This is a genomic window from uncultured Fluviicola sp. (assembly GCF_902168135.1).
Classification (GTDB): Bacteria; Bacteroidota; Bacteroidia; order Flavobacteriales_D; family Crocinitomicaceae; genus Fluviicola.
In genome coordinates, this window is the sequence record NZ_CABHOL010000015.1 from 439,203 (window position 1) to 455,115 (window position 15,913).

Here is a 15,913-nt window from a genome sequence, read left to right on the forward strand (position 1 = left end):
TTTCGATTCACTAATTGCGAATCATGATTGAAAGAATACTCGAACCGATCCTCCGTAAAAAATGCGAAGAAAGTAAAATCGTTGTTCTGAAAGGGGCTCGAAGAACGGGAAGACTTACGCTTGTTTCCCGGATCATCAACCTGGAAGATCCCACAATAGGCATCATAGACTGTTCGAATAAAAAGGAGCGGAAAGCGATGAACGAGCCGGAAGCATTGAGAGCCTTCAGCCGGGACAAGAAAGTAGTCATAATCCGCGATGCGCAATTGTTGGAAAACCTGCAGGAGTTTATTGATTTCGCTATCGAGCTCGACTCTTTGGAAAACCTGTTGCTGATCTGTTCCTTCGAACCGGAATTACACGAAGATTTGTGGGAAGCATTACGTGAACAGGGACTGGAATTAAATTTATTCCCGCTTTCTTACCCGGAAAGTGCTAAATTCCATGGCCTGGTGCAGGAAGATAAAATGCTGGAGCAGCGCTTGATTTACGGTTACTACCCGGAAGTAGTTACGAACGAAGATCAGGCAGAGAAGCTGGTTTCTGAAATCATTGAATCAAGTATATTTACCCAATTGGGAGCTTCCGAGCGGATTAATAAGAAAGAGAATCTCATCAAATTACTGAGGCACCTGGCCTTTAACATCGGGAAGGTTATCAGTTTCAATGATCTGGGAAAAAAATGCGGATTGGATAATGAAACCGTGGAGCGCTATGTGAAATTATTCGCGAAAGCAAATTTGCTTGTACTGATCTCCTCTTACAACAACGGACATCGTTACGAATTGAAAAAAAGCCACGTAGTCTATTTCCTGGATAATGGAATCCGCAATGCCCTGATCCGCGCATTTCAACCGCTTGAATTCCGCAATGATGCAGAAGAGCTCTGGAAGAATTTTGTGATCAGTGAGCGCTTTAAAGCCAATGAATATGCGGGTAGAAAACCGGAAGTGTTCTTTTGGCTCACGCATACCAAGCAGGAGGTCGATTATTTGGAGATCACAAACGGTGAGGCCTTCGGTGCAAAAATGAGCTGGGAAGATTCGAAAAAGATCAAAATCCCGGCTTCGTTCAGTGAATTGTATCCGCAAATCAAAGTGACAGGAATTAACAAAAAGACTTTCTGGACATTCCTCCGAAAATAGCTACCACGAAGCACCTTTAGGTTTCAAAGAATGAGCGGAGCGAAAAAGAATCGATTTAGCTCCATTTTCACGAAAAAATAACACGACTTCTCGATTTTCTTCAGTAATTTCACTCAACTCGATAAATCACACAATGAAGACAAAATCAGAAATCGTAGAGAACTGGCTTCCGCGTTATACCGGAGAAGAACTGAAAAACTTCGGGGAATACATCCTTATCTGTAACTTTCTGAATTACGTGGAAAAGTTTGCAGACATGTACGAGGTAGAAGTTATCGGGAAAAATAAACCGATGCAGTGTGCAACAGCTCATGGAATTACCATTATCAATTTCGGAATGGGAAGTGCATCCGCAGCTACGGTAATGGACCTGTTGTCAGCAATCAAACCAAAAGCAGTTTTGTTTCTCGGAAAATGCGGTGGCTTGAAAAGTAAAAGTGAAGTCGGGGATTTGATCCTGCCGATTGCGGCCATTCGCGGAGAAGGAACAAGCAATGACTACTTTCCGTCGGAAGTACCGGCCCTGCCTGCCTTCGCATTGCAGAAAGCGATTTCTACAACCATTCGTGATTCCGGGTTCGATTACTGGACTGGAACGTGTTATACGACCAACCGCAGGGTTTGGGAACACGATGATAAGTTCAAGGAATATCTGAGCAGCATACGCGCAATGGCAATTGATATGGAAACAGCTACCATTTTCATGGTTGGTTTTGCCAATAAGATTCCAACTGGAGCATTGCTTTTGGTAAGTGATCAGCCAATGACACCGGAAGGAGTGAAAACCAGCGAAAGCGACTCAAAAGTAACTACCGGATTCGTAGATAAACATCTCATGATCGGGATTGACTCTTTGAAACAGCTTATCAATAACGGACATACGGTAAAACACCTGCGTTTCTAATGTTGAACCACTAAGCCCACGAGGTTATTTTAATGAACTTCTTTGTGTCTTTATAACATGCCTTTGCATCAGCATAGGATTGGTTTACCGTATATTCCTTGTGTGCTGGGTGTTCTTTTATGGTAAAAAATCTGCGTCTCTCTGCGCTCTTCTGCGGGAAACAATTGGTATATTCGGGAAAAATCGAAGTCCATGCGTTTCTCTCTTCTTACCGTAGGAATCTTTCTTTTTGCCGGTTCTGTTTCAGCACAAAGCAAATTGAACTACGTCAATCCACTGATCGGAACTTCCAAAATGGGACATACCTTTCCCGGTGCAACAGTTCCCTTCGGATCGGTTCAGCTAAGTCCGGATACAGACACACTTTCTTATGCAGTTGATGGGAAATACAATCCCGATGTTTATAAATACTGCGCAGGATATCAATACGAAGATCCGACGATCGTAGGGTTCAGCCACACGCATTTCAGCGGTACAGGTCATTCGGATTTGGGAGATATCTTAATCATGCCCACAAGCGGTAGATTACAGCTTAATCCCGGTATTGCTTCCAATCCGAAAAGTGGTTTCCGATCGGCTTACAGTCATGACACTGAAAAGGCGTCACCGAATTATTATGCGGCTATGCTGGATGACCACAAAATCAAAGCGGAGTTAACAACTACAACGCGTGTGGGGATTCACCGCTATACCTTCGATAGAAAAGATTCTACCCACATTATTCTGGATTTGGTTTCAGGGATTTACAATTACAACGGGAAGAACGTAAACACTTACGTTCGTGTTGTAGATGCACATCACATTGTTGGTTTTCGGCAGACTTCCGGTTGGGCAAGGAACAGAACGGTTTATTTTGCTATTGCATTTTCCCAACCGATCAAATCTTATGGATACGATGATTTGCAATCGAAAAAAGTGTACCAGGGATTCTGGCGGAAGTTTAACCTGAAAGATAATTTTCCCGAAATGTCGGCGGCCCAGCTAAGAGCCTTTTTCGATTTTGATTTGGAGTCTTCCAAAGAACTGATTCTAAAGGTCGCTTTGTCGCCGGTGAGCATGGAAGGTGCTGTTGAAAACATGAACCGCGAAGCTCCGGATTGGGATTTTGACCGGCATCGTAAAAACGGAGAAGATCTGTGGGAGCAGGAACTCAATAAGTTTGATGTTCAAATGCTGAATGAAGAAGATCTGACGAATTTCTATACAGCTGTTTATCATACCTGTTTGGGACCAACCGTTTACCAGGATTTCGACGGTCAATACCGGGGACTGGATTTTGCCAATTGGTACAATAAGGATAAGAACGATATGAACTACACGACGTTCTCACTTTGGGATACTTACCGGGCTTTACATCCGCTGTTCAACCTGGTACAGCGCAAACGAAATGCAGATATGGTGAATTCCATGATTGCTCATCAGAAGCAAAGTGCTGAAAAAATGCTGCCTATCTGGTCTCATTATGCGAATGAAAACTGGTGTATGATCGGATATCATTCCGTTTCTGTTATTTCGGATGCATACAACAAGGGATTGGAAGGAATTGATTACAATCAGGCGCTTGATGCCTGTGTCCAGACTGCACGGACCCGTTATTTCGAAGGGATTGGTTCCTATATGGATCTGGGATATGTAGCAGAAGACAAAAGCGGAAGTTCGGTTTCCAAAACCCTGGAGTATGCTTACGATGATTGGTGTATTGCCCGGTTGGCGCTTGGCCTGAAGCGGATGGATATTTACGAGGAGTTCTCAAAGCGAAGTGAAAGCTACAAACTGGTGTTCGATCCGTCATCCGGGTTTATGCGTGCAAAAATGAGTTCCGGAAAGTTCATTGAAAAGTTTGATGCACTGGAAACGCATCAGGCGGGTTATATTGAAGGAAATGCCTGGAATTATAGTTTGTACGTGCCTCACCAGGTTGATTCCATGATTAAGTTGATGGGTGGTAAAAAACGATTCGCCTTACACCTGGATTCCCTGTTTACCATGCAGCTGGCGGATAAATATTTTGAGCATACCGAAGACATTACCCGTGAAGGGATTATGGGTTCATACGTTCATGGGAACGAACCGTCGCACCACGTTATTTATTTGTTTGATTGGGTGGGAAGACCTGATTTGACTCAGAAATACATTCGTCAGGTACTGAGAACAAAATACCTTGCTAAGATTGATGGATTGAGTGGAAATGATGATTGCGGACAAATGAGTGCCTGGTATATTTTCAGTTCCTTAGGGTTTTATCCTGTTTGTCCGGGATCTGATGATTATATTTTGGGAAGTCCACTGGTGAGAAGTGCAAAGATCAATCTTGAGAACGGAGCCGTGATTGAGATCACTGCAAAAAATCAAAATGAACAGAATAAATATGTGAAAGCTGTTTATTTGAATGGTATTAAAATGAAAGACTTCAGACTGAATTATCAAAACCTGAAAAACGGTGGAAAATTGGTGTTTGAGATGACGAATAAGCCTTCAAAAACGTTTTAAGAATTCAAGTTTAAGTGTTAATTGATAGTTAAAATATGGATTTAAGTAGTAAATTCAGAGCTCAAAATTACTCGCTTATGAAAAAAATAATACTCCTCTCCAAGGTATTTTTTCTAAGTGTATCTTTAAGTTCTGTGGTTTTTTCACAAACTTCAAAACTACCAAAAGGTACCTGGAAAACAATTGCTGAAAGTGAAATCGCTGCAAGCGGTACACGTTACATTAAACCCGCAAAATTCTTAACTTTTAAACTGGATGTTTCCAAAATGCGCCAGGTTTTATCCCAGGTTAAGCGCATAGATGATCCGAATTACATTCCTGTTTTTATTGAACTTCCGAAACCGGATGGGACTTTGGGATCCTACCAGGTTCATGAAAATGAGACCATGTCGCCTGGATTGGCAGCACAATTTCCCGAAATCCGTTCTTATGATGGTGTTGCCATCGACAATTCGGGAGAAGTAGTAAAATTCGACCTGACTCCTCAGGGTTTCCATGCCATGACTTTGGTACCGGGACAACCTACATTCTTTATCGATCCATATTCATTTGGCGGTGGGGATATCGAGAATTACCTGGTTTATTCGAAAGCTGATTTCGCAACGGATAAATTCTTCGCATGTCACATGGAAGAAGAAATTGCTACGGAGATCAAAGATGCCAACGATGACATGGTGAAGAGTTTTGGTAATTGTACGAAACGAACTTACCGTTTGGCATTGGCTGCAACGGGTGAATATACGATCTTCCACGGAGGAACGGTTGTGTTAGCCCAGGCAGCCCAGGTTACAACTATGAATCGTGTAAACGGTGTTTATATGCGGGATCTTGCTGTTACGATGACAATTATTCCGAATAATAATTTACTGATTTATACCAGTTCTTCCGATCCTTATTCCAATGGGGATGCATTTTCAATGCTCGGTGAGAATCAAAGCAACGTAACTTCGGTTATCGGCGGCGCAAATTACGACATTGGACACGTTTTCGGGACAAACTCCGGAGGTGTTGCTATGTTGGGATCTGTTTGCAGTTCTACCCAGAAAGCCCGGGGAGTTACCGGTTCAGGAGCTCCGGTTGGTGATCCTTTCGATATTGATTATGTAGCGCATGAAATGGGGCACCAATTCTCAGGAAACCACTCCTTCAGATCGAATGCGGGTTCCTGTAACGGAAACGCGAATGGTACTACGGCAATGGAACCGGGTTCAGGTTCTACAATTATGGCTTACGCCGGAATCTGTTCCCCTCACAACGTACAGCCTAATTCAGATGATCACTTCCACGGAGTGAACATGAATGAAATGCATATTTTTATCAACGGGTCAGGAAATGGCTGTGCTGTCTCAACTGCTATCCCGAACCAATCTTCTCCTACCATTACAGGAACAGTTGGAAACGTAACCATTCCAGCCGGAACACCTTTTGCGCTTACAGCTACTGCAACAGACCCGGACGGTGATGTGCTTACTTATTGCTGGGAGCAGATGAATAATCAGAATTCCACACAGCCGCCGGTTGGTACTTCTACAAACGGACCAAACTTCCGTTCAAGATCGCCGTTAACAAGCGGAACACGTTACTTTCCTTCTATTGCAAGCTTGTTATCAAACGGACCTTTCACATGGGAGGTACTTCCAACGGTTAGCCGAACAATGAACTTCCGCTGCACGGTTCGTGATAATGAAGCAGAGGGTGGTTGTAACGACCACGAAGATATTGTGATCACAACAACCAATTCGGCTGGGCCGTTTATCGTGAATTATCCTTCAGCTACCGGGATTACCTGGTCGGGAAATACAACTGAAACAGTTACATGGTCTGTAGCAAATACAGATGTAGCACCGGTTTCATGTGCAAATGTGGACATTTTGATTTCACTGGATGCCGGGGTAACATTTACGGTTTTGGCAAATGACGTACCGAACGACGGTTCTCACGCTGTTACAGTTCCGGATGTTGCAACTACGAATGCAATTATCATGGTCATGTGTGAGAACGGAACTTTCTTCGATATTTCCAATAATAAGTTTACCATTACTACCGGTGGAACACCATGTAATAATCCGACGTTACCTACATTGTCCGGAAATACAACCATTTGTCCGGGAGGAAGCACAACTATCACTGTTACTGCAGGTACTTTGAATGATGCAACAGATTGGAGCTGGACTTCCGGTTCTTGTGGCGGAACGAGTGTCGGAACAGGAAACTCACTGGTATTATCCGCGGCCGGAACTTATTACGTTCGTGGAACAGGAGGTTGTGTTGCCGGCGGGGCTTGCCAAACGATTACTATTACACAAACGAATGTAAACACAGCAACTTCCGTAAGCGGGATCACGATTACAGCTTCACAGGGAGGTGCCCAATACCAGTGGTTGAACTGTGGAACAGGAAATAGCCCGATCGCGGGAGCTACTGCTCAGTCCTTTACTCCGACTGCAAATGGTTCTTATGCTGTAACTGTAACAGCTAACGGATGTTCCGCAACCAGCACTTGTGTAAATATTACTAACCTGGGAATCGATGATTTGAACTTTGAAGATGTTTCGGTTTATCCAAACCCGACAAACGGAAAAATCACCGTTTCATTCAACAAAGAGGTGAACTTGAAATCATTTGTAATCCGTGATGTAACAGGAAGATTGATCCGTGAAGAAAAACCACAGGTAACCAATGGAATTACTTTCGATATTTCTGCGGAAGCTCAGGGAGTTTATTTCCTGAATATTGAAGTGGGCGGAGCAACGCAATCATTCAAGTTGATTAAGAATTAAGAAGACATCAGGATGTTAAGATTCTGGAATATCAGGACTTAAATCCTTCTGTTCGGATAAAAAAAAACCCTGAAGCGATGGAATATCCGCTTCAGGGTTTTTCTTTTTTGCAATGTGTTGAAAATGAAAAATGAAAACAGAATATTCTGTTTTAATGATATCGTGATTTCACGAATTCGTGTGTTTTTCGAAGAGTAATCAGGCTTGGATCGCAGCCAAAATTGCTGTCAATTTATTCTCATCCGGCAGCAAAAGCGTCTCTTCGAAAGCAGTCCCCGACTCAACAGTTACTTTGGATGTTCCTGAAAAATGAATGGCATGAACGCCTGCTGATTTCAGTTCCGGAATCAATTCTTCTTTTACTCCGCCGCCAGCCATGATCTCAATACGTCCGTTTGCGTATGAAACCAGCTCTCTCAGACGATTCATTCCATGAGCCACACTCAGGTCAGAACCGCTGGTTAAAATGCGCTTAAAACCAAGTTTTACAAGTTGGTCCATAGCAGTTCTCCAATCGTCTACGTTGTCAAAAGCACGATGAAAAGTAAAATCAATATTTGGAGCCGTTCGTTTCCAGGTTTCCAAAGCTTCCATATTCAGTTTGAAATCTTTTGTCAAAGCACCTACCACCAAACCAGTTATACCGGTATCTTTCAACTCAAGGATTTGGTCTCGCATCACCACGATTTCATCGTAGTTGTAAACGAATCCGCCTGCACGGACACGGATCAGGGCGTGTTGCTCCAAATGAAAGGTGTTTTGGATCCATGAGACCATCGCTTTGGAAGGAGTCAAACCGCCCTGCTCCAGCGCAATACAAGTTTCAATGCGGTCTATCGGTTGTTTGCTGACAATGCGGGCAGCCTCCAATGTGCCGACACAAATTTCTACTTTCATTTGGTTAGGATAATTTCATTAATAAATGTCCACGGTGTGAAACCTGCTCCGGTTTGTCCCGGTGGAATAAGCTCTTTATTGAAAATCGTGACTTTGATATAACGCGCTTTCATCTTTTTAGTTAACAAGATGGGGTCACCGTTTAAGTTCGATTTTTTTGCAGTCTTGAATTTCTTCCCGTCTTTGCTAAGCTGGATGACAAATCTTTCCGGACGATAGATCCAGGAACCGGGATCATTCAGGGTTTCGATCTGCAGTTTCCCGAAAGAAGTAAGCGCTTCCAGGTCTAGTGTGAATTGAACGGTATCGTTGTTGAATCCGAGCCATTCGTTTCCTTTCCATGGTTTTTTCCCGACAACTCCGTCGGTTAGGCCAAGACTGCCGTTGTGATCGTATTTTTCATGCGGCTTGGTAGCAAAAGAAACTGGTTTTCCCAATGCCAGGTGAGAAATGAAGGTATAATCGCAAACCCGCAGTTCCTGGTCCCCGATATTGGAATGGATAAGGTAACGTTGCCCCCGGACCTGGTCTGTCCGTTCAATAGAGATTCCGGTAACGATTTCATTGTTTACAGAAAACACCACATCTTCAACCGGTTTGATCAATCCATAGCTCACACCTGCTTGGTTAGGTCTGATCTCCAGTTTCGGATCCAGGAAAGAAGTGGAAAAACGAACACCGTCATTGCGTAATTGCTGTAGGTAGTTACCTGAAAGCGCTTCCACAAAATCGGCATAGGGCACTTTGCCTTTGTTCCACAAAATTTCCGCCATGGCTACTAAACGTGGAAAAGCATTGTATTCGACCGCCTGGATGTTTGGCAGGTATTCCGTCCAGAGGTTTGCCTGAGCTCCCAGGATATATCGTTTGTATTCATCTTCCAATCCTTTCACCGGGTCAAACTGGTACACTTTTTCCAGGGGAAGGTAACCACCGATTGCCAGCGGTTCGGAAGGATGCCCGCTCTGGTAATAATCAAAATAGCAATAAGAGGTAGGAGTCATTACAACCTGGTGCTTGAGTTTAGCAGCCGCAATTCCGCCTTCCATTCCCTGCCACGACATGACTTGCGCATTCGGTGCAAGACCTCCTTCCAGGATTTCATCCCAGCCGATAATTGTTCTTCCTTTTGCATTGACGTGTTTCTCGATGTCCCGGATAAAGAAACTTTGGAGCTCGTGGCTTGTTTTCAGGTTGTTTTGTTCCATGATCGATTGGCATTTCGGGCATTTCTCCCAATTCACTTTCGGGCATTCATCTCCGCCAATATGGATCACTTTAGAAGGGAAAATTTCGATGATTTCGTCCAGCACATCTTTCAGGAAAGAGCGTGTTTTCTCCTGGCTGCAGAACACATCGTCAAAAACACCCCAGGTGCCAACAACCGGGATTTGTTTTTCCGTACAGCTCAATTCCGGGTAGGCAGCAATCGCCGCACTCGCATGTCCGGGCATTTCAATTTCAGGAATGATCTCGATCCCGCGTATACGTGCATACGTTACCAAATCCTTTGCCTCTTGCTGCGTGTAATAACCGCCATATTTGGAACGGTCCCATTCAGCAGGCTGTTTGCTGAAGTGACCAATGAGTGTGCTGTCTCTCCATGCCCCGATACTGGTCAGTTTAGGATACTTCTTAATTTCAATTCTCCAGCCCTGGTCGTCTGTTAAATGCCAGTGGAAGCGGTTGAATTTCAGTTTAGCCATCTGGTCGATGAACTTTCTCAATTCAAGGATTGTGAAATAATGGCGGCTGCAATCCAGGTGAACACCTCTGTAAGCATAAGCAGGCTGATCGGAGATGCGTATTCCCGCTAACTCTTTCGGATTTTGGATCAATTGGTTCAGTGTCTGGAAAGCATTACATAAGCTTTGATAACTGCTGTATTTGATATCAATTCCGGAATTGGCAACTTCCAATTGATACCCTTCTGTGTAAACAAAAGTCTGTATCTGCTGCAGATGAATGCTGGCATCTTTTGAAGCTGACGGTTCCAGGTGAATAGACTGCCGTCCGAACAATTGCTGCAAGTAAGGGAACAGATCCTCCGGGATTTTTGTGCGGTCGACCGTCAATCGACCGTTAAAAACAAATTTATCGGTTGTCTGCTCCACATTGGAAGGCTCAGGGAATACAAGACTGTGTTGAGCTGATAATTGGGTTGTAAAAATGAACAACAAACCAGCAAGTGTAATTTTCATGCATTAAAGTTTAATTCCTACGAGGATTATATCATCAATTTGGGGGAAAGAGCCTTTCCAGTTATGTAAACTTTTTTGAAGGATAGCTTCCTGTTCTCTAGCCGAAAGGTGCGTAATTTCCAAAAGAAGCTGTTTTAGGTTTTTGGTCATAAACTTTTTATTTCGTTCACCGCCAAACTGGTCCGGGTATCCGTCGGAGAAAAGATAAATGGAATCCCCTTTCTGAAGCGGGATAGTGATTTCATTGAATTCATAATCCGAATAATTGTTTCCTCCGATGGACATTTTATCCGGTGAATACTGGATCAGTTCTTTATCACGAATGAGCCAAAGCGGTCTGTTCGCCCCCGCATATTTTACGGTGCTAAGGTCCTTTTCGAAAATACAGATTGCCGTATCCATGCCGTCTTTGTTCTTAACGGTAGCCAGGTCCTGTTTCAATGATTCGATGATGAATTTATTAACGTGATTCAGGATCTGAGAAGAACTTTCGATCCGTTTTTCCAGGATTGCGTAGTTCAGTCCATCGATTCCCATCATACTCATAAAAGCTCCCGGGATTCCATGCCCGGTGCAGTCAGAAACCGCAAAGATCTTCTTGCCGTTCTCTGTTTCGGTGAACCAATAAAAATCGCCGCTTACGATATCCCGCGGAAGATACATCACAAAGAATTCCGGGAAGGACTGCTGGATTGTTTCCACATGCGGAAGCCTGGCCTGCTGGATTTGCAGGGCATATTCGATACTGTCGGAAATATCTTTGTTCTTGATCTCAATTTCCTGGTAAGCCTTAGCGATAAGCTGGTTGTCTTTTTTTTTTCGCAGAAATGAACGGTAAATAAAAAAACCGAAGAGGAACAGGAATAGAATAATAATAATCAGGAAAATCTTGAAATTGCGTTCACGTCCTAATTGTGCGTCTGATAGCTTTTGTTCCTGTTCCAGCGATTTGATCTGGAGTTTGTTTTGTTCATACTCGAGCCTGGCGCCCATTTCCTGGATGTAATCGCGGTTATTCCTCGCATTTACGGAATCGTTGGTTTGAGCGTAAAGTTCCATGTAATCATACGCTTTTGCCATGTTTTTCTGCGCATGATAGATTTTAGATGCGGCATAATATCCTTCAGCGAGCTCCGGTGGGAAGTTGTGTGCTTTGGCAAGTTTGATCGCTTTCTCAAACAGCGGGAGTGCTTCGGATAATTTCCCCTGTTGGTTTTTTACCTTTCCCAAGCCCAAATAGCCCAAACAAAGATTGTAGGATTCATTCGGTACTTTTACCAATATCCCGATTCCTTCCTTGTAATCTTTTTCAGCTTCTGATAAACGTTTTAATTCGAAATTGAGTTGTGCAATGGTAATATGAATGGTTCCGATTGCATCCAAAAACCGGTGTTTTTTTGCCAGTTCAAGCGATTTTTCACACGATTTCAGGCCTTTCTCGTATTGTTTGGATGTCAGGTACAAATTTGCCAGGTCATCGTAATTGATGATGATGCGTTTTTTGTTGTCAAGTTTGAGATTCAGGTTTAAAGACTTCAATAAATACTCTTCCGAAAGATCGTATTTCTCCTGTCCAAGGTAGATCCAGCCGATATTGCGGTAGCATTCTGCAATTTGGGCCTGGTTATCGGTTTTTTGAAAATTCTTAAGTGCATTGATGTAATACTCGGAAGCATGGGTGTAATCGCCGGAAAACCAATAGAGATTCCCCATCGTGTTTTGAGCTTTTCCGATCAGTTCCTTGTCCTTGGTTGACTCTGCGATCTGCATGGCTTCCTTGGTCAGTTTGAAGGCCTTTTTGTAGTCCGAATGGGCAATGGGCTGGGCGGCATTGAGTAATTTCAATACAGCAATACTATCATTGGCGGCAGTTTTTTTTTCGATACCGGAGATTTTTTTTCCGGGTGTTTCATCCGCCGTTTCGGTATCTGCCGGATCAATCAGATTGAATAATTCGATGGGTGAAACGGGCCTTGCAACGGAATTTGTACGGATATTCGATTCGGATTTTGGAATTTCATAAGAAAATGCAGCGGATTGGAATACCCAGAGTATAATAATTACCAAAATTATTCCTTTTCGCAGGATCATATCTTTTATGAATTGAGTCACAAATTAAGTATTTATATTTAACCTTTAGTTTAAAATTACTTGGTTTTCATGAAAGTTTCGATTGGATTTAGTGTTTTAGCCGCCTTGTTTTTAGGGCTTCAGACCTTTGGTCAAAAGAAAATTTTGGGTCCTGAGGTTTACAACTCCTGGAACAGAATAGGTGATGTACAGCTTTCCCAGGACGGTAAGTTTAGTGTATATTCCGTGAAACCTTACCGCGGAGATGGTTTTCTATACCTGGTGAATCTGGAAACGGGTAAAAAGGATTCTGTTGCCAGGGGATATGAACCAAAATTCGATGAAAGCGGCAGTTTTGTCGTTTTTAAGATCCATCCTGGTTTTGACACACTTCGGAAAGCAGAGCTTGCAAAAGTGAATAAGGAAAAATGGCCGAAGGACTCGTTAGGGATTTGGTATGTTTCAGACGGTTCCCTGACCAGATACGATCAGTTAAAAGAGTTCAAACTTTCTGAAAAAGGGAACTCCCTGGGCTTTCTTTCCAATAAGAATGACTGGCCGAAAGGATATCTGAGCAAAAGCGAATCCAAAAAGGAGGCGAAGCAGGAAAAGAAAAAAGGAAAGGTTAAAACGGATGGGAAGCTTTTAACACTCATCGATCCCGTTACGAAAGAAAAGAAATGCTTTAGGCATGTGACCCAGTTTGAGTTAAGCAGTGACGGGAAATACGCCGTTTTCATCCAGCAGGAGAAATTTAAGAAAGACTCTGTCCGCCTTGGAATGTATGATTTCAGTAAAAAAGAAGTGTGGACTGATAAAAAACGTGTTTCGGAATATGCCGGGATCACTTTCTCCGGCAAGAGTACCACTTTATTGGGACTGGCAACAGTCGATACCGTGTCCAACAAACGCTGGTCTTTGTTTATGATCAATCCTGAAACGAAAGCATTTAAACAGTTGATCGATACTTCTGCTCAGTTTGCAAACGATGAGGTCCTGTCATCTAATTTCAAGCCGTATTTAAACAATAACGATGCAGATGTGTTTTTCGGAGTGGCAGACCGCCCGGAAAAGCCATTCAAAGATACTTTGCTGGAAAGCGAAAAATCAAAAGTGGATGTTTGGCACTGGAAAGATACGCGTTTACAACCGCAGCAATTGGTCGAATTGAAACGAGATCAGAACCGGACGAACCTGGCTGTTTACCACCTGAACTCCGGGCAGGCAGTGGTACTTGGAAACGATAGTTTGCAATTGCAGTCGTCCGAACGTTACAACCAGGAAGTAATCCTGGCGAATTGTGGTGAACAATACCGCTACCGAACCTGGAATACTATCAATCCGACAAACTATTATTTGATCCGGGTCTCGGACGGGAAAATTACGGGTCTGAGAGAGAAAGTATATACGCGGGGATATTTGTCTCCGAAAGGGAAGCAGTTTGTTTATTGGAATGATTTAGTCAAGGAGTATTACCTGATGAATACCGATTCCCAGGTGGAAGAATGCCTTACATGCACCTGGAAGGGCAATTTCTTCGAGGATAAGAACGGAATGATCGAAGAAGATGATCCGATGGGGATTATCGGCTGGGGGCCAAATGACAGAAATATCTTTATTCAGGCTGAAAAAGACATTCTTTCTTATGATGTGGCTTCCAAAAAGCTTCGTTCGGTTACCAGCTATTTGCAGAGTTCGGAACAGGATACGAATTACAATTATGCGATCTACAACCTGAATGCAGATTCAGTGAATTTTTATCCGGAGAATATGTTATTGACGCGTTTCAGCAAAATAACCAAAGTAATGGATGTTTACCGCGTGAATGAATCCCCCGATAAGGTTCCGTTCGAACTGATTTCCGGCTCCGGGCATCATTATTTCAATTTCATGAAGGCGAAAAAGGGCAGCCGGATACTTTTTAACCGCTCCTCCAACAGCGATTTCCCGGATTTGTTTGCGACCACCAAACCAGGCGCTGAAGTTATACAGATATCTAAAGCGAATCCGCAGCAAAGCCAGTACAACTGGTCGACGGTAGAACTAATCAAATGGAACAGCTATTCCGGTATTCCGCTGGAAGGATTGGTCTATAAACCGGAAAATTTCGATCCGAACCAGGAATATCCGCTGCTGGTATATTTCTACGAAATGTATTCGGACGATATCCATAATCATTACGCACCGAAGCCCACAGCATCAATCATTTATCCTACAGAATACGCCTCAGCCGGTTATGTGGTCTTCATCCCGAATATCCGTTACACCGCCGGACATCCTGCGAACAGTGCATATGATTGTATTTTGAGCGGAACGGATGCAGTTTTGAAGAAGTATTCGAATATCGATTCCGAAAGAATGGGATTACAGGGTCAAAGTTGGGGAGGATACCAGACAGCACAGCTGATTACCATGACCGATCGTTTTGCAGCTGCAATGGCCGGTGCACCGGTCGGAAATATGTTCTCGGCTTACGGCGGAATCCGTTGGGGATCCGGTTACAGCAGACAGTTCCAATATGAGCACTCTCAAAGCCGTATCGGGAAGACCATTTGGGACGCTCCGGAATTGTATGTAGAGAACAGCCCGATCTTCGGCTTGCCGAAAGTGAAAACCCCGTTATTGATCATGCACAACGATGAAGACGGTGCAGTTCCGTGGTACCAGGGAATTGAGTTGTATACCGGTCTGCGCCGCTTACAAAAACCGGTTTGGTTATTGAATTACAACGGAGATGACCACAACCTGATGAAGCCTGCAAACCGGATGGATTTAAGTATTCGTATGCGTCAGTTCTTTGATTTTTACCTCTTGAATAAACCGGAGCCTTTGTGGTTGAAGGAAGGAATCCCTGCTATCCGGAAAGGGAAGGATTATAAATATGAGTTAACCGAGTAAAAACAGAAAAGGCATCCGGATTATTCGCGTTTATCCGGATGCCTTTTTATAAATAAAATAAACTGTTTCTCAGATAAACACAGTTTCTTCGGTTGTCTCTTCCTGTTCAACTTTGATGATGCCGTGACCCACGGCACCACCCAAGCTTGCTTTTATTTTAAATATGGCAACGCCACACTGCCCCAACTGATAGATATCGTTGTAATTGAATGTGGCCTCACCCTGCTCATTAGTCGTTGCTGTTTTCGGTTCCCGGACCGTTCCTTCTGATCCTTCACCGATCAGTTCTACTGTTGCACCTGATACCCGGCTGTTATTTTGGTCGAGCACATAAACCTTCGCAATGGTATCTTCTTTCTTTCTGCAAGAACCGATACTGATGATTGCTGCGCCGATAGCTAAGGTTAAAATTGAACGTGATAACATAGTATAACTGATTTAATACCTGCAATTTCAGTTATAAATCGAGATGAGTGCTTTTAAAATGAATAAAAGCACCCTGCGAATGTTCCTTTTTGAAGTTTGTAT

Annotated in this window: 9 protein-coding genes; 5 read left to right on the forward strand and 4 right to left on the reverse strand. The window is 43.4% G+C overall.

The window, feature by feature from the left end; translation table 11 throughout:
- Window positions 1–23: 23 nt before the first annotated feature.
- From QZT69_RS04880 to QZT69_RS04895, 4 genes are all read left to right on the forward strand, one after another.
- The gene (locus QZT69_RS04880) at window positions 24–1,145 is read left to right on the forward strand and encodes a DUF4143 domain-containing protein (RefSeq protein WP_294671116.1); all 1,122 of its coding nucleotides are present in this window, start codon (window positions 24–26) and stop codon (window positions 1,143–1,145) included.
- 133 nt (window positions 1,146–1,278) lie between these two features.
- Window positions 1,279–2,049: an AMP nucleosidase gene (locus tag QZT69_RS04885; RefSeq protein WP_294671118.1), complete on the forward strand. Its 771-nt coding sequence runs from the start codon at window positions 1,279–1,281 to the stop codon at window positions 2,047–2,049.
- Between the two features lie 192 nt (window positions 2,050–2,241).
- Complete coding sequence (locus tag QZT69_RS04890) at window positions 2,242–4,539, forward strand: GH92 family glycosyl hydrolase (protein ID WP_294671120.1); 2,298 nt, start codon at window positions 2,242–2,244, stop codon at window positions 4,537–4,539.
- Between the two features lie 77 nt (window positions 4,540–4,616).
- Window positions 4,617–7,319 (forward strand): reprolysin-like metallopeptidase, encoded by a 2,703-nt coding sequence (locus QZT69_RS04895; protein ID WP_294671125.1) that lies wholly within the window; start codon window positions 4,617–4,619, stop codon window positions 7,317–7,319.
- 198 nt (window positions 7,320–7,517) lie between these two features.
- Here the strand turns inward: QZT69_RS04895 and QZT69_RS04900 are convergent, their stop codons facing one another.
- From QZT69_RS04900 to QZT69_RS04910, 3 genes are read right to left on the reverse strand one after another with little or no spacing between them, the layout of a single operon-like run.
- The gene (locus QZT69_RS04900) at window positions 7,518–8,216 is read right to left on the reverse strand and encodes a copper homeostasis protein CutC (RefSeq protein WP_294671127.1); all 699 of its coding nucleotides are present in this window, start codon (window positions 8,214–8,216) and stop codon (window positions 7,518–7,520) included.
- Complete coding sequence (locus tag QZT69_RS04905) at window positions 8,213–10,417, reverse strand: family 20 glycosylhydrolase (RefSeq protein WP_294671130.1); 2,205 nt, start codon at window positions 10,415–10,417, stop codon at window positions 8,213–8,215. Before QZT69_RS04905 ends, QZT69_RS04900 begins: the two co-directional genes overlap by 4 nt.
- Window positions 10,418–10,420: 3 nt before the next feature.
- Window positions 10,421–12,529: a tetratricopeptide repeat protein gene (locus QZT69_RS04910; protein ID WP_294671133.1), complete on the reverse strand. Its 2,109-nt coding sequence runs from the start codon at window positions 12,527–12,529 to the stop codon at window positions 10,421–10,423.
- Window positions 12,530–12,577: 48 nt separating this feature from the next.
- On the opposite strand from QZT69_RS04910, the gene QZT69_RS04915 reads away from it, so the two are divergent.
- Entirely contained in the window at window positions 12,578–15,385 is a 2,808-nt protein-coding gene (locus QZT69_RS04915) for a prolyl oligopeptidase family serine peptidase (RefSeq protein WP_294671135.1), read from the forward strand.
- A 69-nt stretch (window positions 15,386–15,454) separates the two neighbouring features.
- Here QZT69_RS04915 and QZT69_RS04920 read toward each other — a convergent pair whose 3' ends face one another.
- Window positions 15,455–15,811, reverse strand: coding sequence for a hypothetical protein (locus tag QZT69_RS04920; RefSeq protein ID WP_294671138.1), 357 nt, complete (start codon window positions 15,809–15,811; stop codon window positions 15,455–15,457).
- Window positions 15,812–15,913: the final 102 nt, after the last annotated feature.

Excerpts from the sequence above, each read along its gene's own strand:
- QZT69_RS04915 (WP_294671135.1), top strand. The coding sequence starts at position 12,578 with ATGAAAGTTTCGATTGGATTTAGTGTTTTAGCCGCCTTGTTTTTAGGG.
- QZT69_RS04900 (WP_294671127.1), bottom strand. The coding sequence starts at position 8,216 with ATGAAAGTAGAAATTTGTGTCGGCACATTGGAGGCTGCCCGCATTGTC.
- QZT69_RS04885 (WP_294671118.1), top strand. The coding sequence starts at position 1,279 with ATGAAGACAAAATCAGAAATCGTAGAGAACTGGCTTCCGCGTTATACC.
- QZT69_RS04890 (WP_294671120.1), top strand. The coding sequence starts at position 2,242 with ATGCGTTTCTCTCTTCTTACCGTAGGAATCTTTCTTTTTGCCGGTTCT.
- QZT69_RS04920 (WP_294671138.1), bottom strand. The coding sequence starts at position 15,811 with ATGTTATCACGTTCAATTTTAACCTTAGCTATCGGCGCAGCAATCATC.
- QZT69_RS04905 (WP_294671130.1), bottom strand. The coding sequence starts at position 10,417 with ATGAAAATTACACTTGCTGGTTTGTTGTTCATTTTTACAACCCAATTA.
- QZT69_RS04880 (WP_294671116.1), top strand. The coding sequence starts at position 24 with ATGATTGAAAGAATACTCGAACCGATCCTCCGTAAAAAATGCGAAGAA.
- QZT69_RS04895 (WP_294671125.1), top strand. The coding sequence starts at position 4,617 with ATGAAAAAAATAATACTCCTCTCCAAGGTATTTTTTCTAAGTGTATCT.